Source organism: Saccharopolyspora rectivirgula DSM 43747 (assembly GCF_000497205.1).
GTDB classification, from domain to species: Bacteria; Actinomycetota; Actinomycetes; order Mycobacteriales; family Pseudonocardiaceae; genus Saccharopolyspora; species Saccharopolyspora rectivirgula.
The window spans coordinates 1-17,935 of the sequence record NZ_AYJW01000034.1 but is presented as its reverse complement, the minus strand read 5'-3'; the positions used below and the strand labels follow the sequence as shown (position 1 = coordinate 17,935).

Below are 17,935 nucleotides of genomic sequence, written 5' to 3'. Positions count from 1 at the left end.
TCGGGGCCGCGCCGCAGCGGTCCCCGAAGCGCGAGCCGCCTGGTCACGGGAGGTCTGCGAGCGGGTTCTCGTCGCACGGGCGCGGTGCTGTCCGCACCGCTGGCATGCCGAGCAGCACCCGGTTGCGGGAGGTGCGCCGGGAGTGGTCCTTCTCCGCTCGAGGAATCGCGTTCGGGTCCACGGTGGACATGAGTTGTCGGCCGTGCCCCTTGACGCATTCGGGGTCCGGCCCGTCCAGGGGGAGCCCGGTGAAGAACTTCGCCGCCATGCAGCCTCCTTGGCAGGCGTCGAACGCCGAGCAGGAGGTGCAGGCCCCGCTGCTCTGCGTGGTCCGCAGCTTGGAGAAGAGGCCGGAGTTGCGCCACACCTCTTCGAACCCGGCGTCGCGCACGTTGCCCGCTTTGAACGCGTCGTGGATGGCGAACGGGCAGGCGTAGACGTCGCCGACCGGGTCGATCAGGCACACCACTCGGCCGGCGCCGCACAGGTTGAGGCCGGGCAGGGCGCCTTCGCCGAGGGCGTTGAGGTGGAAGAAGGAGTCGCCGGTCAGCACGTTCTCCCCGTGGTCGAGCAGCCAGCGGTAGATCTGCCGCTGCTGTTCGGCGGTGGGGTGCAGCTCGTCCCACACGTCCGCGCCTCGACCGGAGGGGCGCAGTCGGGTGATCCGCAGCTGGGCGTCGTAGGAGTCGGCGATCTTCTTGAACTCGTCCAGCTGGTCCACGTTCTGGCGGGTCATGACCACCGAGATCTTGAAGCCGCGCATGCCGGCGGCGGCCAGGTTGTCCATGGCCCGCAGCGCCGTGCGGTAGGAGCCGGGGCCGCGGATCGCGTCGTTCACCTCTGCTGTGGCCCCGTCCAGGGAGATCTGGACGTCGACGTAGTCGGTGGCGGCGAGCCGGCGGGCCCGTTCCGGAGTGATCCGGATGCCGTTGGTGGAGAACTTGACGCCTATGTTGCGGGAGATGGCGTGGTCGAGGAGTTCCCAGAAGTCGGGGCGGACGGTGGGTTCGCCGCCACCCACGTTGATGTAGAAGACCTGCATGCGGGACAGCTCGTCGAGGACCGCTTTGATCTCCCCGGTGGTCAGCTCGTCCGGGTCGCGGCGGCCCGAGGACGACAAGCAGTGCTCGCAGGTGAGGTTGCAGGCGTAGGTCCATTCCCAGGTCAGGCAGATCGGGGCGTCCAGGCCGTGCTTGAACTGCTCGACCAAGGGCGGGACCGGCTGCTGGTTCGGTGGCTGCGCGGTGATGGTCATGGCGCCTTTCCGCCCTTCACGAAGTCGGTTGCCGGCGAACGATCATGTCGGCCTCCGCGAGCGAGGCCAGGGCGCGCAGGTAGCCCGGCCGTTGCTGTTCGGCCACCTGGCAGGCGGTGAGCGCCTCGTCGATCGAGCTGTGGTCGTCGAGGTGTTCGACGACCTCGACGAGCTGGCGGCTCTTCAGGAACGACAACCGCCGGTTCCCGAAGTGGTAGGCGAGCGCGCCGAAGGGTTCGGGCCGTAGCGCTACCTGCGGGTTTTTCCGGTACGGAAGATCGGGCCGGAAGGCCGGGCTACCCATCGCTCACCGTCCTCAGTAGACGCCGCACATGCCGTCGATGGAGACCTCTTCGACCAGGAATTCCTCGACCACGTCGGGGGATTCCGGTTCGGTGCCGGTCACGGCGAGGTCGGTGGTGTTGGTGGCGGAATCCTCCATCGTTCCCCTCCTTCGGTGCGGGTTCTGATCGCCGCGGCGCCACCGGCGCCAGCGGCAAAAAACACGCTATGGCGGGGGAATTCGCGCTTCGCCGTGCGAGCGGGTCATCCGCACCTGTCCGTTCGAACAGGTGCGAGCAGCTGACGTTCGCCGGGGGAGGTCTGCCCCCTGTCCGATCGAACAGGTCCGCTCCCCGCCGTTCGTTCTGATCGTGCTTCCGGAGGGCGAGTCTTGGGCTTCGCAGGGTTCTCGAGGCGTGACGTGGCGCACTACTTTCACGGCTCAACCGGGAGCGGTGGTGCTCACCTCCCGGGCGAGAGCCGTGGCCAGTGCAACGCTGCGTGTGGAAAGGACGGCGAGATGAAGGTCGAGGAGCTGCTCAGACCGTTCCCCATCAAGGAATTCCATCCCTTCCCCCGGGCTTTGATGGGGCCGGGAGCGCACGAGCTGATCGGTCCGGAGGCCAAGAAGCTGGGCTTCCGCAAGACGCTGGTGATGACTTCGGGGCTGCGCGGCACCGACATCGTGCACAAGATCGTGGAGTCCATGAAGTACCACGGGCTCGAGGTCGTGGTGTACGACAAGGTCGAGTCCAACCCCAAGGACTACAACGTCATGGACGCGGTTCAGCTCTACCAGGAGAACTCCTGCGATTCCTTCGTCTCCATCGGAGGGGGTTCCTCGCACGACGCCTGCAAGGGCGCGCGGATCTCGGTCGCCCACGACGGGCGCAACATCAACGAGTTCGAGGGGTTCAACAAGTCGGAGAACCCGAAGAACCCGCCGCACATCGCGGTGTCCACGACCGCGGGAACCGGTTCCGAGACCTCCTGGGCCTACGTCATCACCGACACCACCACCGATCCCGACAACCCGCACAAGTACGTCGCTTTCGACGACACGTGCGTGACGACCCTGGCGATCGACGACCCGGTGCTGTACTACGACTGCCCGATCGATTACACCGCGCAGTGCGGTTTCGACGTGCTGGCCCACGCTTCCGAGCCGTACGTGTCGCGCCTGAACTTCCAGCCCTCGCTCGGCAACGCGTTGCACGCGATCAAGCTGACCGCGCAGCACCTGCGCCAGGCGGTGTGGAACGGGCAGGACCTGCCTGGGCGGGAGGGCATGATGTACGCCCAGTACATCGCCGCGCAGGCGTTCAACTCCGGGGGCCTGGGGCTCATCCACTCGATCTCGCACGCGGTCAGCGCGTTCTACGACACCCACCACGGGTTGAACAACGCCATCGCGCTGCCCCGGGTGTGGGCGTTCAACATGCCGGTGGCCTACAAGCGCTTCGCCGACATCGCGGAGGCCATGGGCGTCGACACGCACGGCATGACCACGGTGCAGGCCGCGGACGCGGCGCTGGCCGCGGCGGTGCGGCTGCTGCGCGACGTCGGCATCCCGGAGCGGTTCGTCGACGTGCGTTCCGACACCTACTCGAAGAACCGCCTCGGGCAAGGGCCGACCAAGTTCTACGAGCGCGCGAAGGAGATCAGGGGCGACGCCGAAGACGTCGACCGCATCACCAAGCACGTGCTGGGTGACGCGTGCACTCCGGGGAACCCGAAGGAGAGCACGTTCGACACAGTGCGGCCGGTGGTCGAGCACTGCATGACCGGCGATCTCGACGACTTGATCAGCTGATTTCCGCGGAGGGGCGTGGTGCCGCGGCGGGATCCGGGCGCCACGGCCCCTCGTCGCTCGTTCCAAGCACCGGGAGGTACTCGTGCCCAATCCGTCCTCGGGATCGCAGGCCGCGACCAGTGCCGACGACGCGCCTTTCGAATCGGTGGAAGAGGTGACCACCAGGTTCGCCGAGTGCGGTTACATCGCGGACCGCCGCTTGGCGACCACCGTCTTCCTGCAGTCCAGGCTCGGCAAGCCGCTGCTGCTGGAAGGACCAGCCGGTGTCGGCAAGACCGAACTGGCGAAGAAGCTGGCCGAGGTGACCGGCCGGCGCTTGCTGCGGTTGCAGTGCTACGAGGGGCAGGACGAGAGCAAGGCCCTCTACGACTGGGACTACGGCAAGCAGCTGCTCTACACGCAGATGCTGCGGGACAAGATCAGCGAGATCATCGCGGACGCGCCGGACCTGGCCACGGCGGTGGAGCGCATCGGCGACCAGGACAGCGTGTTCTTCTCCGACCGCTTCCTCGCCCCCCGACCGCTGCTGGAGGCGATCCGCGGGGAACAGCCCGCCGTGCTGCTCATCGACGAGGTCGACCGGGCCGACGAGGCGCTGGAGGCGGTGCTGCTGGAGTGCTTGGCCGAGTTCCAGGTCTCCATCCCGGAGGTCGGCACCTACGCGGCCGCGACCCCGCCCTACGTGGTGTTGACGTCGAACAACACCCGCGACCTGTCCGCCGCGCTCAAGCGCAGGTGCCTGCACCTGTTCCTGGACTACCCGGATCACGAGCGGGAACTGGAGATCGTCCGCGCCAAGAGCACCGGGCTGCCGGAGGCGTTGGCCCGGCAGCTGGTGACGGTGGTTCGGGAGCTGCGGGAGCTCAAACTGCGCAAGGCCCCCAGCATTTCCGAAACCATCGATTGGGCGCGCACGCTGGCCGTGCTCGGGGCCGAGGAGCTCACTGCCGAGCTGCTGTCGGAGACGGTCAACGTGGTGGTGAAGTACGAGCGGGACCTGCGGCAAGTGCTCGACCTCATCCCACAGCTGGTGGACCCGGACCGGGAAGTGCCCGAACACCTGCACGGACACGGACATGGACACGGTCATGGTCATGGGCATGGTCACGGCCACGGGCATGCGCATTCCCACGACGAGGAGGAGGTCGACGGGCGCGAGGTGCGGGCCGCCAAGGACCTGCCGGGGCGTTTCGACGAGAACTACTACGGGGCGCCCGGAAGCGATGCGCGTTCCCGGTCGCAGCAGTCCGGAAGCCAGGGCCAGCGCGCGTTCACCGCGGCCATCCGGCGTCGCCGGTGACGCGGCCAGGGCGGTGCTGCGGGAACTTCGCGGACAACTGGCAGGAAGGCAACCATGGAATCCGCTCTGCACCGGTTCGTTCGGCTCCTCCGCCTGTTCGGGATGCGCATATCGGTGTCGGAAGCCACCGACGCGATGCGCTGCGCTTCCCAACCCGGCATGCTCACCAGCAAGGAAGTGCTGCGCGACGCGCTCAAGGTCGCGCTCGTGAAGGACCGCCGCGACGAGGAGATCTTCGACGAGGTGTTCGCGGCGTTCTTCGCGCTGACCTCGGTCGTCCCGGGCGCGGATGAGCACGAACACTCCCACGAGCACGACGACCTGTCCGACACCGGTGATCTGCAGTCCTTCACGGCTTCCGAGGAGCCCTCGGAAACGCCGCAGCAGGGCCACACCCACGCCAAACCCGTCGACATCCGCGACTACTTCGACCAGAAGGACCTGGCGCAGCAGTACAACCTGCACCAGGAGAGCAACAAGATCGACCTCGCCTCGATGACCGACGAGATCCTGTTCTCCCAGGACAGCGCCACCGGGGGCGCCAGTTCCGTCCCGTCGGTCCAACTGGAGACCGAGCGGCTGCACAACGCCGGCGTCCCGGGGAAACTGGCCGACCACACCGGGCACCGGATCGACACCGAGCTCTCGGTGGCCGAAGAGCAAACCCTGCTCGACTGGCTGGCCGGCGGGGAGGAGACCGACGAGGAGGCCGGCTCCCCGCGGCAGCCGGTGGCGGGCATCCTGGAGAACCTGCCGGAACTGATCAAACGGCACCTGGCCAAACTCGCCGAACTCGAATCCAATGTGGAGTCGAGGGAGATCTCCACCGGACGGATCGACCGGGTGGACGAGCAGGAACGGCAAGAACTCGAAGAATCCCTGCGACGCATCGCCAACAGCCTGCACGGGGCGTTGACCAGCCGGCGCCGCAACACGCCGCGGGGACGGGTGCACCCGGCCCGCACGATGCGGCGGAACATGCGGTACGACGGGGTGCCGTTCCGACCGGTGACCATCCCCCGCGCCGAGGACAAGCCGCGCCTGGTCGTGCTGGCCGACGTGTCGCTGTCGGTGCGGGCCACGGCCCGGTTCACCCTCCACCTGGTGCACGGCCTGCAGTCGCTGTTCAGCCAGGTCCGCAGCTTCGCCTTCGTCGACGAACCGGTCGAGATAACCGAGCTGTTCGCCGACCACCCGCTGGAACGCGCGCTGGGGCTCGTCTTCGACGGGCTTCCCCAAGGCGGTGTGCTCGACGTCGACGGCAACTCGAACTACGGCAGCACCTTCGGCCTCTTCCTGGACGAGCACGGCACCGCGCTCAACCGCCGCACCACGCTGCTGGTCCTTGGCGACGGGCGGGGCAACGGCAACGATCCGAACGTCGAGGCCTTCGAGGAGATCACCCGCCGCGTTCGGGAGACCATTTGGCTCACCCCCGAGCCGCGGTACTCGTGGTCGCTGGGCAAGTGCGACCTCCCGCTGTACGCCGAGCACTGCGACCGGGTGCGCGTCGTGCGGGACCTGTCGGGTTTGCAACGCGCTGCCGAAACCATGGCGATGGAGGTGACCGGGCGGTGAGCGCACCACATGCCGCACCGAGCGTCCAAGACTCCGACCCACCGCCGGGCCGGCCGGTGGAAGTGGTTCAGCGCAGCGGACCACCGCCCGACTGCGACCCCCAAGAGGTCCGCACCGAGCACTTCTGCCTGCGCCGCCGGTGGCACAGCATCGAAATCACCCACTGGCTGCAGCCCGAAGAGCTGGACAACAACCTGGCCGGTCTCCTCGCCGAGGAGCTGTTCGCCCCCGGGTGGCTCAGCGGGGCTGAGGTCTTCGAGCACGTCTTCACCAAGATCGTGCTCTCCGTGGCCGAAGCACCGGCCCGAGCCTGGGCCGCCTTCTACGACAACACCCTGGCCCGCATCAAGCAGTGCTGGGAGCAGCCCGAGGTCGACGCCGGCCACTCCTCGATCGCCGGGTTCGCCCCGGTCTACCGGAGGGCGCTGGACCTGGTGCCGCCCGGGTGCGTGCTGGACCTGGGGTCCTGCTTCGGTTTCCTGCCCATGCTGCTGGCCGAACGCGGCAGGAACGCCGTCATCGCCTCCGATCTCGTGCCGGGTAGCATGCAGCTCCTCGCCACGATGGCGGCAGCGCGGGGACTCGAACTGCGCACCCTGGTGTGCGATGCGGCGCAGGTACCTCTGCTGGACCAGGCGGTGCGCACGGTCACCGCGATCCACTTGCTGGAGCACCTCGACGTGGAGCACGGGGATGCGGTGCTGGCCGAGGCCCTGCGCTTGGCCCGCGAGCGCGTTGTCGTGGCCGTGCCCTTCGAAGACGAACCCACCGCCGCCTACGGGCACGTGCGCACCTTCACGCGGAACGACCTGGTCGAGATGGGCCGCGCCAGCGGGTTTCCCTTCGAAGTGGACGAACACCACGGCGGCTGGCTGGTCGTCCACACCCGCGACCGCGAGACGAGCGAGCCACCGCGCGCTCGTCGCTCCGGCACGAGCGAACAGGTCCGGGCGCGCAGCTGAGCTGCGAACCCCGTGCAGTGCCGTCGGCTAGATGAGTCCGGCCTTGCTGGCTTCGTAGACGGCTTCGGCGCGGGTGACGGCACCGAGCTTGCGCATGATGTTGCGGACGTGGAACTTGACCGTGGTCTCGGAGATGAACAGCTTGCGGCCGATGTCGCGGTTGCTCCACCCGCGCGCCAGCTGTCGCAGCACGTTGAGCTCCCGCTCCGTCAAGGAAGGCTTGTTCGCGGGGGCGTTCATCGACTCCACCATCGCCGCAGCCGACCTGGAGTCGAACGAGCTCTCCCGACGCGCCACCGCCCGGATCGAGCGGACCAGCTCCGTGGTGTCCACGTCCTTGACGACGTGCCCGCGAGCGCCGCGGCGGATCGCTTCCACGACCAGGTCACCGTCCAGGAACGTGGTGAGGATGAGCACCCCGATGTCCGGGTACTGCTGGGTGAGCTGCCCGCACAGCTCCAGGCCCTCGGTGTTGTCCCCGGTGGACAGTTTGAGGTCGAGCAGCACGATGTCGGGCCGGGTGCGTTCGACCACGGTGAGGGCCTCGGTCACGGTGGCGGCCTCGCCCACGATCTGCAGGTCGTCTTCGCGCTCCAGGACCGCCCGCAACCCGTGGCGGACGATCGCGTGATCGTCCACCAGCACGATCCGCACCTGGGTGGGCTCGGCAGCCGTGCTGTCGCACTGCTCCAGGACTTCCTTCGCTTCCGCGGTCACAACGCCACCTCCACCGGTGAAGCCGTCGGCAGGGGAACCCGGATCTGCAGCAGAACACCGCCCATCCGGGACCGCCGGATCGCCAGGGTGCCGCCGAGCTCCCGGGCCCGGGTCGCCATGTTGACCAAGCCCCGGTGCTGCCCGGCGAGGTCCGTCGTCGAGGCCAAGCGCAAGGATCGCCTCAACTGCGCGGGATCACCGTCCCCGTTGTCGGAGATGGTCAACCGGAGGTGGTCGTCCCCGTAGGTCAGGTGCACCAGGGACCGGGACGCCCGAGCGTGGGTAACGGTGTTGAACAGGGCCTCGCCCGTCAGGCGCAGGAGGGAGCTCTCGGCCTCCGGTGGCAGCGGCACCGGCTTCCCCGTGATCCGCACCTGCACCTTCAAATCGCCGTGCAGATGCACGGTGGACAGGCTCTTCAGCAGATCCGGCAAGGAACCGGGCGGTTCCTCGGTGTTCTGGTGGAGCGCGTAGATCGCGGCCCGCAACCGCTCGACGGCCTGCTGGGTGAGGTCCTTCGCCGTCGCCAAGCGCTCCGCGACCTGGGCCGCTTCAGAACCCATGTCCGCCAGGTCCGATCGGCAGACCTCGATCGTCATCCCGGCGCTCAACACGTACTGGGTGACCGTGTCGTGGAGCTCCCGTGCGATGCGGTGCCGCTCGTCGTCCAGCGCTTGCCGCTGCATGGCCTCCACCAGCCGCCGCTGGGTTTCCTGCAGCTCGGCGTTGCGCACCGCCAGGTCCCGGGCTTGTCTGGCAGCGGCTTTCGAAAGCTGCTCGGTGCGGCCGCGCAGTTGCGCGGCCGCGTGGAAGAGGAAGGAGTTGTGCAAGCCGACCGCCGCTTGGTTGGCCAACACCCGCAGGATGGCCAGATCGGTGTCGGCCACCGACACCTCGTTGCCCGGGCAGCCCACGATGCCGCCGACCGGCTCGCCGTCCAGCGTCATCGGAGCTCGTATCCACCCGTCCCCGTCCGAGGCCCACTCCAGCTCCCACGGTCGGGAGCACACCGTTTCCAAGTGCTCGCGCACCTCCGGCGGGAGCGCGGCTTCGTCGTCGATCAGCTCCCCGTCGCGCAGCAGCAGGAACCTGGGGCGCGCGGCGCGCAACGCGCCATCGGCTATGGCCAGCAGCAGCCACTTGGCCTGCAAGTGCTCCGCGGCGGCCCGGACGACCGCTTCCACGAGGCAGCGCGGTCCTTCGACGGTTCGCACCAGTGCGCGGGAGATGCGGTCGAGAGCCCGCACCGTGTACTCCAGCCGCTCGGTCGAGCGGACGTATTCCGGGTAGAACGAGCGCTTCCCGGAGCGGAGCCCGGTGAGCACACCGAGATCCTGCTGCTCGACACCCTTCTCGAGGTCTTCGCGCGCTTCCACGGTCACCTCGCGAGGCAAGCCGGAACTCACAGCGCCGCCCGGAACAACCACTCGATCTCAGCTGCTCCCGCTTCGCGCGGGTTGGTGGTGAGGCAAGCGTCCTGGAGGGTGTTGCGCGCCAGGAGCTGGACGTCGGTTTCGGTCACGCCGAGCGCCCTCAGGTTCTTGGGGACCCCGACCATGTCGGCCAGTTCTTTGATCCGCGCCGCCAAGGCGTGGGCGACCTCGAGGGCCGGTGTCCCTTCGGTGTCGATGCCGGCGGCTTGTGCCAGCGGTACGTAGCGCTCGGCATGGGTCTCGGCGTTGAAGCGGATCACGTGCGGCAGCAGCACTCCGTTGATCACGCCGTGCGGGGCGTCGAGCAAACCGCCCACCTGGTGGCTCATCGCGTGGGTCGCGCCGAGGATCGCGTTGGTGAAGGCCATCCCCGCCTCCAGCGCTCCTTGCGCCATCGCGATCCGCGGCGCGGCCTCGGTCGGCCGGAACATGGTCCGGGCGAGATTGTTCATGATTAATCGCGTGGCGTGCAGCGAGTGCTGCTCGGTGAGCGAGTTGTGGGCGCGGGAGACGAACGACTCGATCGCGTGGGTGAGGGCGTCGAGACCGGTGGAGGCGTTCAACCAGTCCGGCATCGTGGTCAGCAGCCTCGGGTCCACCAGGGAGATGTCCGGCACCAGGGTCCGGCTCAGGATGGTGATCTTCTTGGCTGCGGCGGTGTCGGTGATGATCGCGAATTGGGAGACGTCCGCGCCGCTGCCCGAGGTGGAAGGCGCCATGACCAGCGGTGGAATGGGGTTGACCACCTTGTCCACGCCCTCGTAGTCGAGGATCCGGCCGCCGTTGCTGGCCAAGATCGCCACGCCCTTGGCGGCGTCGATCACCGAGCCGCCACCGACACCGATGATCACGTCGCTGTCGGTTTCGGCGTAGCGCGCGTAGGCCGCTTCGACTTCGTGGTCCTTCGGATTCGGTGTGACCGCGTTCCACACCACCGAGGACAGCCCGGCCTGTTCGAGGTGGTCGACCGCCTCGGCCGCCCACCGCGCTTCGGTGAGCCCCGCGTCGGTGACGAGGAATGGGCGTCGGGCACCTAGTCTGCGAGCGCAGTGGCCCAGTTCAGCCAGGGCACCCGGACCGAACACCACTTCCGGAACGTGGAACTTGGCCAGTTGGCCCGTGCTGCTCATGCTCTCCGCGGTGCGCGGGCCAGGAAGCTCAGCCGCGGGAGCGGTAGTGCTGACCGCAGTCTGGTGCAGGGGACGGGATACACGGCTTTGCACGGTCATGGCGGCATCCTCCAAGCGCCAGGCGGCCGACTTCCGCGTCATGGTTGCGCTTTTCAGCGGTTTTGCTTCCGTGCTGGCGGTCAGTCGATCCTATGCCACTGCAGTCCCGCGAGTGATGAAGATCATACTCTCAGGTTAGGGGGAGACCTGGTCCAGAGCTACCCCGAGAACGAGCTGTATCCGTTCAGCGCCACGGGTTTCGCGCTGCACCGGCGGTCCTTCTCACCTGCGAAGATCCATCTTCTACCTCCGAAGTGCTGGTGCTCGGTGGGTCACTCCCCCGGCGGAGTCCCGCGGCAGAGCGAGGTGTTTGCGGGCAGACGCGGAAAGGGGGCGCCGGAGACCGTCGGAGGGCGCTGTAGCGCTACCGGAGCATCCACACCTGTTTGGCGAGAGCCCTTGCCGCGACCGAGTTCGACCACGAATCCTCTCCTCTGCGAGCGCGGGGAGAACAGGACGTCAGAGTGCGGCACGCGACGTTGCAACGGCATTGCATCCAGGACTACTGGCCGGTATTCGCGCTGCGGGGTTCGCTGAGCACTCGCTCAATTCGCGGTGGAGCGCCAAGACCCACTTGCGTCCATTGCGGACAATTGGGATGAAGAGGTGGAGTTCGGGTGCGGTTCAACTGAGCGGAACTGCGGGCGTTTCCGCTGCACTGCTTTTGATCCTCGCTTGATCGCTTCGCGTGTCGGTCGCGGACGCGTGGAGCGGTTTCTCACGGCACGGATGTTTTCTTCTGGGGCTGACCAGATCGCTTGCCCCGATAGCATCACGAGCCGCCACCTTCCGAATACGCGTGGAAGGAATGCGGTGCAGGCGTCGCAGCGTCTGCAGGAGGTGATGCGGAAGTTCGATGAGCAAGCCGCGTGAGCAGGCAGCTCCAGGAGGAGATGCAGCAGGTCAGCGGGTAAGCGACAGCAAGGCCGTGTCCCAGGAGGGCGTCGAGCAGGGCGTCGAGTACGGATACGACAAGGCGGTGGACCCGTCGAGCGAGCAGGAGCGGCGCGCGGCGGAGGAACGCGGTTTCCAACTCCGAGGGGCGTGGATCGTGACGGTGTCGCAGGGACTCGGTGCGGCGTTGACCGCGCGGCGCTGTTGGTGCCAGCCGGGTGAGCCGATCTTGTGGGCGGTGTGGCAGGTTCGCAAGACCTACCGGGTGGATGGATGCACCGAGAACGGTTTCCGAAAGCAGACTGAGAAGCAGAGCGTCGGTAAGCGGTTTGCCCGGGCGGCCGACAAAGCTGCTGCCGAAGTCGGTGGCGCGGTGGCCGTGGGGATTCTGACCGCGGCCTTCGGCGGTGGCGATGACAGCGGAAAGACCTCCGGTGGCAGCACTCCCTCAGCTGATTTGACCGTTGTCGGTTCGCATCCGGATTGCGCTGCGATGCGGTGGCCAGGTCCAAGCGCCCAGAAGGCACTGTCGCGCTCGAGCAGTTGTGGGTGCTGACGCCGACCAGATTGGGGGGTGCTCGTCCCGGAGGTCGAAGTTCCGGAGGGCATGGAGGAGATCACCAAAGGCCCGGGGTTTCGCGAGACGGCGCGCGCTCTGGTCACCAGGGAGCCGGAGAGGTTCGGCGAGAACCAGCCCGGTGAGCCGATTCGGGGCGAAGAAGTCCACCCGTGGTTCGAGCTGGGATTGAACGACATCGCCCACTGCCAGTTGGCGGGTGACGCCAAGGATCCCAACGATCTGCGGCATTGCGCGCTGCTGCTGGAGGACGGCTCGGGCTTCGTGCTGAACGCGAAGAACCCGCCAGCGCACGCGCCATGGTCGAAGCGTTCAACAGCAGCAGGCGGTGAGGGATCGTGGCCGACCTGTCTTTGATCGACCAGAACTCGTTGTGGCGCAAGTGGAAACCGGTCCTCGAACAGCGGTGGCTGCGGGAACGCGAATCACTGCTGTGGATCGAACTCCCAGTCCAGGGTTACGTGGGATCGGTGGTGGACCAGCAGTTCCGCGTCCCGCACCCCGTGATGTCCGAAGTCCGCAGAACGCGGATCGAACCACCGAACTGGCCGCTGCCCAGCGAACAGCTCACCAACGGTGATTTCCTGAACGACGAGTGGGCCGACGACCCGTCGATCATGTGGGTGGGTGTTCGCGGACCAGCCCGGGCGCGATGCCGTGCTGTTCGGCGACCACATCGCGAACGTCCCCGGGGAAGCGTTCCTGGTCCTCACCACCCAGCGGCTGGCCGTCGTGGTCAAGGAAAAGCACCTGGAAGAAGAGCAGCAGGAGTCCTCCGGGGGAGGGTTCTTCGGCCGGGCCCGGGCGGTGGTGAGCCAGGTGCAGAACGCGGCCAAGAACTTGGCCTCGTCGGAGAACGTCCCGGCCACCTACTTCGAGGTGCCGTTGGAGCGGATCGCCGACATGCAGTTGGCCCTGCTGGGGCGCAGCATTCCGCGCCCGACGTTCCTGCGGACCGATTTCACCGACGGCTCGACCTTGTTCACCCGAACCCGGTTCGCCGAGGTGCGCGCGGACTCCTTCCGGACTCGCCGTCCGACGCGGGAGTGGGAGTCGAGCTGAACGTTCCGCGACCACCCGGAATTCACCGAGGCGGCGGTGTTGCCGAGCAGAAGACCGCTCGGCAGCGCTGTCCCCGGTCGTCCTCGGTGAATTCCGGTGCGAGGATGCGGCTACCTCTTCAGGAACTCCAGCAGATCAGCATTGATCGTTTTGGCGTGCGTGGTGGGCATGCCGTGCGGAAGGCCTTCGTAGGTCTTCAGCGTCCCGTTCGGCAGGAGCTCCGCTGACCGGGGGCCGGCGGCCTGGTAGGGCACTATCTGGTCGTCGACGCTGTGCATCACCAAGACCGGGAGGGTGACCTTCTTCAGGTCTTCGGTGAAGTCGGTTTGGGAGAAGGCGACGATGCCTTCGTAGTGCGCTTTCGCGTCGCCCGTCATGCCCTGGCGCCACCAGTTCAGGATGATGGCTTCCGAAGGTTTCGCGTCCGGGCGGTTGTATCCGTAGAAAGGCCCGGAAGCCACCGAGTAGTACATCTCCGAACGGTTGGCCGCCAGCTGCGCCTGGTATTCGTCGAACACTTCTTTGGGCGTGCCGTTCGGGTTGTTCCCAGTTTTGACCATCAGCGGTGGAACCGCGTTGATGAGCACGGCTTTGGCCGCTCGGCTCTGGCCGTGCCGGGCCAGGTAGCGGATCACTTCACCGCCGCCGGTCGAATGGCCCACGTGAATGGCGTTCTGGAGGTCCAGCTGCTCGGTCAACGCCGCGAGGTCGTCGGCGTAGTGGTCCATGTCGTGGCCCTCGGCGGGGTGGCTGGAACGCCCGTGCCCGCGCCGGTCGTGCGCGATGACCCGGTAACCCTGCTGCAGGAAGAACAGCATCTGGTTGTCCCAGTCGTCGGACGACAGCGGCCAGCCGTGGCTGAACACGATCGGTTGGCCAGATCCCCAGTCCTTGTAGTAGATCTCGGTTCCGTCAGGTGTGGTGATTGTGCCCATTTGATACCTGCTCTCGAATCCGCGGAGGAACTGTTGGGCGATCCCGCACGCGGCCAGGACCGTCGCAACACGACCCACCTTCCGGGTGATTGAATCGATCAACAGGGCAATTCGTCCCCGACGGGCAGTAGATCGCGAGCAGGGGCGCTGCGGTGGCAATCGATTCGTCAGGCCGGAACCGTTGTTGTTCTTCCGATGTTGCTGTGGACGAGTTGGTGTGACACGGCAGGTCTACCTCAATCTTCGCTCAGGAGAGGTAGGGTTGCATGGTTTTCGCTCAGGAGAAGTAGCGGCGCATGACCAAGCGGGGCATGCCGCTGGCCACGGCGTCGGTGGTGCCCACCACGCGGAAACCGGCCCTTTCGAACATGGATTTGGTGCCGACGAACGCCATGGTCAGGTCCATGCGCCCGGGAGGGTCCACGGGGTAGGCCTCCACGGCGGGCGCGCCGTGCTCGGCGGCGTAGGACACCGCGCCTTCCAGCATCGGCCCGGTCACGCCTTGTCGGCGGTGGCCCGGGCGGACGACGAGGCAGATGATGCTCCACACCGCCACGTCGTCGACGGGGCGGATCAGGCGGGAGCGGGCCAGCCGCGGGATCTCGCTGCGGGGGCTGATGCTGCACCACCCGACCGGCTCGCCGTCCCGGTAGGTCACCACCCCCGGGGGATGCTCCCGCTCGCACCAGCGGCGCATGGCCTGCTCGCGACTGCCACCGCCCAGGCGTTCGATCTCCGCCGGTGGGAGTCGGTGCGACAGGCACCAGCAGTGGTTGAGGCGTCGGTTGCGGTTGATGACGTCCGCGAAATCGTCGAAGCGTTCCGGGGTCACCGGATGCGTTTCCCACCTCATGACGCCATCTCAACACCGAGCACCGACATGAGCAGGGTTTCTCCGGTGGGGGTGCTGCACGGGCGCCTGCTGCGGAGGCGGTCAGGCTTGGGTGTTCGGTCTCTCGTCGTGACCGCGGGGGCGGATGGCCGGCCTCGGGTCGGCAGATCATCTTGTCCACTTCGGATTCGATCTGGGATGTCGCGTCATGGTGGGCGTGCTGGTCTGGTGGTCGACCGCGCGGCGGGCTCGGCACCGCGAGCGCCCGGCGTGGTGCTCGCAGTGGCGGGCCCACCAGCTCGCGATGCCGCATCGGCAGCCGACCGTGCTGGAAGGGCATGCACCTGCGGTGATGTCGCTCTCTTCCATCGACACCACGTTCGTATTAGCTTAGCCTAACCAAACCAAACTCGGTTCTTGGAGAGCAGGGAGCACCATGTTCCATCCCCGTCGACTGCTCGCGGCGATCACCGCTGTGCTCGCGCTCGGGACCGCCGCAGCGTGTGGCGCGCCCGCCCCCGACCAATCCGCTGCTCCGCAGGAAGGCGGGCGAATCGTCGACCACGCCATGGGGCGGACCGAGGTTCCCGGCACGCCGCGGCGAGTCGTCGTCCTCGACACCGGAGAACTCGACGCCGCGCTGGCCCTGGGCGTCAAGCCCGTCGGCACCGTGCTGCCCGACGTCAACAGCTCGCTGCAGCCCTACCTGGCCGAGAAAGCGGGCGACATCGAATTCGTCGGCACCATCGGCTCGCCCAACCTGGAGAAGATCGCCGCGCTGAAACCCGATCTGATCCTGTCCAGCAAGGTCCGCGACGAGCAGAACTACGACGCGCTGAGCAAGATCGCCCCCACCGTCTTCGCCGAAACCGTCGGCAAGCCGTGGAAGGAGAACTTCCTCCTCTACGCCAAAGCCCTCGGCAAGGAAGCGGAAGCGCAGCGGATCTTGGACGACTACCACGAGCGCGCCGCCGACATCGGCAGGCAGCTCGGCGACCCCGCCAACACCCGGGTGAGCACGCTGCGGTTCCTCCCCGGTGGCCTGCGGATGTACGGCACCGGCTCCTACATCGGCACCATCCTCGCCGACGTGGGCCTCGGTCGGCCGGACAGCCAGCTCGTCGACAAGACCTTCGTCGAGATCAGTCGCGAACAGCTCGGCCAAGCCGACGGGGACCTGCTGTTCTACGCCGCTTACGGGGACGCCACCGAGGAGAAGATGAACGAGGTGATCGACTCCGTGCAGTGGTCCTCCTTGACCGCCGTCAAGAACGGCAAGGCCATCGAGGTCCCCGACGACACCTGGTTCCTCGGACTCGGGCCGATCGCCGCCAACCTCGTCCTCGACGACCTGCAGGAGCACCTCGCCCCGCGGTGACCTGATCGGTGGAACGCCCCGTGCGGTTGGTGGTCAAACCGCGCGGGGCGTTCGTCGTTGGCGGCTCCGCTTTCCTCGTCGGTGAACGAATCTCCAGTCCTTCGCTCTCTTGGATTTGTCCCACGTGGACTCTTGTGTTCGTCTTCCCCGACGAGGTGGTCTTTTCTTCGATCCGATGTGGATGAAAGCCGGACCGCCTGCGTCCGCAGTGCGCGCAGGTGGTCCGGCCTTGCTCCCAGGAGGAACGGGGCGACCGATTGCGACGAGCACCGCCTCGAAGGCGCGTCACCCGTCGAGGCAGTGGCTGATCACCCGTGTTTCCCCCTCCCGGCGTTGGTCAGCCGCCCGTCGAGGCGGTGGTGGTGGTCTCCGGCGGCACCGGGGTGTCGTTGGCCAGCGCGTCGAAGAGCGCCCCGGCCTTGTCGGAGTCCCACTTGAGGACCGATGCCCCGTCGGAGGTCTCGCCGAAACCCCCGACCGGGACCGTGGTGGTGGTGCCCTCTCCGGAGGCGATGCCGTTCATGGCGAAGGCCAGGCTCGCGAGGTGCCAGACGTGGTCGCCCCGGTCGACCAGGAACGCGCCGGAAGTGTTGAGGACCAGGGGGAGCAGGCGAACCGGGTTGAGGAAGACCTCGGGACTGGAGGCCTTCTCGGTCAGCGCGGCGAGGAACTCGCGCTGCCGCTCGACCCGATCGAGGTCGCCGCGCGCGGACGCGCGGGTGCGCACGTACCCCAGGGCTTGCGGGCCGTCGAGGGTCTGGCACCCGGCCTGCAGGTCGAGATTGGCCTTCGGGTCCTGCATCGGTTCCTCGACGCAGATGTCCACACCGCCGATCGCGTCGGTCATGTCGGCGAAACCGCCGAGGCCGATCTCGGCGTAGTGGTCGATGCGCACCCCGGTGGCGGTTTCCACGGTGCGGGCCAGCAGTTGCGGGCCGCCGTAAGCGAATGCGGCGTTGAGCTTGTCCTTGCCGTGCCCGGGGATCGGCACGTAGGAGTCGCGCGGCAAGCTCACCATGGTGGGTTTGCCGTCCCCTTCGGGGATGTGCACCAGCACCACCGTGTCGGTGCGCCGCCCCGCGACGCCCCCGGTCCCGAGTTCGGCCTGCCGCTCAGCGTCGAGACCGTCCCGGCTGTCCGAACCCACCAACAACCAATTCGTGCCCGGTCCGTCCGCCGGCCGATTTCCGTCGGCCGGCAGCGCGTCCTCCCGCTTCAGCGAGAAATCCACGTACGCCAGAAATCCGACCAAAACCAGCAGGAGCACCGCAAAAGCGGCAAGGGTTCTGCGGCCGGGGCGTCGACGCCGAATCGGCGGCCCATGAGGGCTTCGCGACTGCTCGTGAGCCGGTTGTGGCTGCGCGTAAGTCATTCTGCTGCCCGAATTCGTTCTCCAATAACAACATTCCCCCGACTTGTGCGGCGCGAAGCATGCCACGGGAACGGCTGGGGAAATAGGACTGGATCCACACGACCGAATAACGATGGGAGCACATCGGAATTGCGAAAAGGTGATCTTTTCTTGGTCGAATAATTGGTTTTGTGAAAGCAACTTTTTTCGACCGCAGGTCAGGGGGATTATTCGATTTCGATTCATGTTCCACCGGTGGGTGGTGGCGTTTCTCTCGCTATTCCGGGGCTTGTTCCCGTCCTGGAATGGTCGACACAATCCGCGGCCATGAGTTACC

17 protein-coding genes are annotated in these 17,935 nt (G+C 67.1%); 8 read left to right on the top strand and 9 right to left on the bottom strand.

The annotated features are described in order from the left end of the window. Positions 1 to 43: 43 nt before the first annotated feature. The 3 genes from mftC to mftA are packed head-to-tail and all read right to left on the bottom strand — an operon-like array spanning position 44 to position 1,697. On the bottom strand, positions 44 to 1,255 hold the full coding sequence (gene mftC, locus SREC43747_RS0111185; RefSeq protein WP_037331799.1) for a mycofactocin radical SAM maturase: 1,212 nt from the start codon (positions 1,253 to 1,255) through the stop codon (positions 44 to 46). A gap of 16 nt (positions 1,256 to 1,271) precedes the next feature. After that, positions 1,272 to 1,559, bottom strand: coding sequence for a mycofactocin biosynthesis chaperone MftB (gene mftB / locus SREC43747_RS0111180; protein ID WP_029721333.1), 288 nt, complete (start codon positions 1,557 to 1,559; stop codon positions 1,272 to 1,274). A gap of 12 nt (positions 1,560 to 1,571) precedes the next feature. Beyond that, a complete protein-coding gene (mftA, locus tag SREC43747_RS20595; RefSeq protein ID WP_081722536.1) occupies positions 1,572 to 1,697 on the bottom strand; it encodes a mycofactocin precursor MftA in 126 nt (41 codons plus the stop codon). A gap of 360 nt (positions 1,698 to 2,057) precedes the next feature. On the opposite strand from mftA, the gene mdo reads away from it, so the two are divergent. The 4 genes from mdo to mftM all read left to right on the top strand — a co-directional run bounded on the left by mdo (position 2,058) and on the right by mftM (position 7,190). Beyond that, positions 2,058 to 3,350, top strand: a complete 1,293-nt coding sequence (gene mdo / locus SREC43747_RS0111170) for an NDMA-dependent methanol dehydrogenase (RefSeq protein WP_029721332.1) — start codon at positions 2,058 to 2,060, stop codon at positions 3,348 to 3,350. 82 nt (positions 3,351 to 3,432) lie between these two features. Further along, positions 3,433 to 4,650 carry an AAA family ATPase gene (locus tag SREC43747_RS0111165; protein WP_029721331.1) on the top strand — a complete coding sequence of 406 codons (1,218 nt, stop codon included), beginning with the start codon at positions 3,433 to 3,435 and terminating at the stop codon, positions 4,648 to 4,650. A 54-nt stretch (positions 4,651 to 4,704) separates the two neighbouring features. Beyond that, positions 4,705 to 6,228 carry a VWA domain-containing protein gene (locus tag SREC43747_RS0111160; RefSeq protein WP_029721330.1) on the top strand — a complete coding sequence of 508 codons (1,524 nt, stop codon included), beginning with the start codon at positions 4,705 to 4,707 and terminating at the stop codon, positions 6,226 to 6,228. Continuing rightward, positions 6,225 to 7,190, top strand: a complete 966-nt coding sequence (gene mftM, locus SREC43747_RS0111155) for a mycofactocin oligosaccharide methyltransferase MftM (protein WP_081722535.1) — start codon at positions 6,225 to 6,227, stop codon at positions 7,188 to 7,190. Before SREC43747_RS0111160 ends, mftM begins: the two co-directional genes overlap by 4 nt. A gap of 27 nt (positions 7,191 to 7,217) precedes the next feature. Here the strand turns inward: mftM and SREC43747_RS0111150 are convergent, their stop codons facing one another. Genes SREC43747_RS0111150 through SREC43747_RS0111140 form a run of 3 tightly spaced genes read right to left on the bottom strand, consistent with a single transcriptional unit; the run spans position 7,218 to position 10,470 of the window. Then, the gene (locus tag SREC43747_RS0111150) at positions 7,218 to 7,883 is read right to left on the bottom strand and encodes a MadR family response regulator transcription factor (protein WP_051387959.1); all 666 of its coding nucleotides are present in this window, start codon (positions 7,881 to 7,883) and stop codon (positions 7,218 to 7,220) included. 20 nt (positions 7,884 to 7,903) lie between these two features. Next, a complete protein-coding gene (locus SREC43747_RS0111145) occupies positions 7,904 to 9,289 on the bottom strand; it encodes a MadS family sensor histidine kinase (protein WP_236623142.1) in 1,386 nt (461 codons plus the stop codon). A 20-nt stretch (positions 9,290 to 9,309) separates the two neighbouring features. After that, on the bottom strand, positions 9,310 to 10,470 hold the full coding sequence (locus SREC43747_RS0111140; protein WP_236623141.1) for an iron-containing alcohol dehydrogenase: 1,161 nt from the start codon (positions 10,468 to 10,470) through the stop codon (positions 9,310 to 9,312). A 955-nt stretch (positions 10,471 to 11,425) separates the two neighbouring features. On the opposite strand from SREC43747_RS0111140, the gene SREC43747_RS0111135 reads away from it, so the two are divergent. From SREC43747_RS0111135 to SREC43747_RS0111120, 3 genes are all read left to right on the top strand, one after another. Further along, a complete protein-coding gene (locus SREC43747_RS0111135; RefSeq protein ID WP_152528391.1) occupies positions 11,426 to 12,019 on the top strand; it encodes a hypothetical protein in 594 nt (197 codons plus the stop codon). Between the two features lie 51 nt (positions 12,020 to 12,070). Beyond that, positions 12,071 to 12,397 carry a hypothetical protein gene (locus SREC43747_RS0111130; RefSeq protein ID WP_152528390.1) on the top strand — a complete coding sequence of 109 codons (327 nt, stop codon included), beginning with the start codon at positions 12,071 to 12,073 and terminating at the stop codon, positions 12,395 to 12,397. Between the two features lie 270 nt (positions 12,398 to 12,667). Further along, positions 12,668 to 13,102, top strand: coding sequence for a hypothetical protein (locus tag SREC43747_RS0111120; RefSeq protein ID WP_029721323.1), 435 nt, complete (start codon positions 12,668 to 12,670; stop codon positions 13,100 to 13,102). Between the two features lie 110 nt (positions 13,103 to 13,212). Here the strand turns inward: SREC43747_RS0111120 and SREC43747_RS0111115 are convergent, their stop codons facing one another. Then, complete coding sequence (locus tag SREC43747_RS0111115; protein ID WP_029721322.1) at positions 13,213 to 14,037, bottom strand: alpha/beta fold hydrolase; 825 nt, start codon at positions 14,035 to 14,037, stop codon at positions 13,213 to 13,215. Between the two features lie 277 nt (positions 14,038 to 14,314). Continuing rightward, a complete protein-coding gene (locus SREC43747_RS0111110) occupies positions 14,315 to 14,890 on the bottom strand; it encodes a GNAT family N-acetyltransferase (protein ID WP_029721321.1) in 576 nt (191 codons plus the stop codon). A 415-nt stretch (positions 14,891 to 15,305) separates the two neighbouring features. Here SREC43747_RS0111110 and SREC43747_RS0111100 point away from each other — a divergent pair, with 415 nt between their 5' ends. Next, complete coding sequence (locus tag SREC43747_RS0111100) at positions 15,306 to 16,247, top strand: ABC transporter substrate-binding protein (RefSeq protein WP_029721319.1); 942 nt, start codon at positions 15,306 to 15,308, stop codon at positions 16,245 to 16,247. Positions 16,248 to 16,584: 337 nt separating this feature from the next. Here SREC43747_RS0111100 and SREC43747_RS0111095 read toward each other — a convergent pair whose 3' ends face one another. After that, positions 16,585 to 17,514, bottom strand: coding sequence for an LCP family protein (locus SREC43747_RS0111095; RefSeq protein WP_029721318.1), 930 nt, complete (start codon positions 17,512 to 17,514; stop codon positions 16,585 to 16,587). Positions 17,515 to 17,935 lie beyond the last annotated feature (421 nt).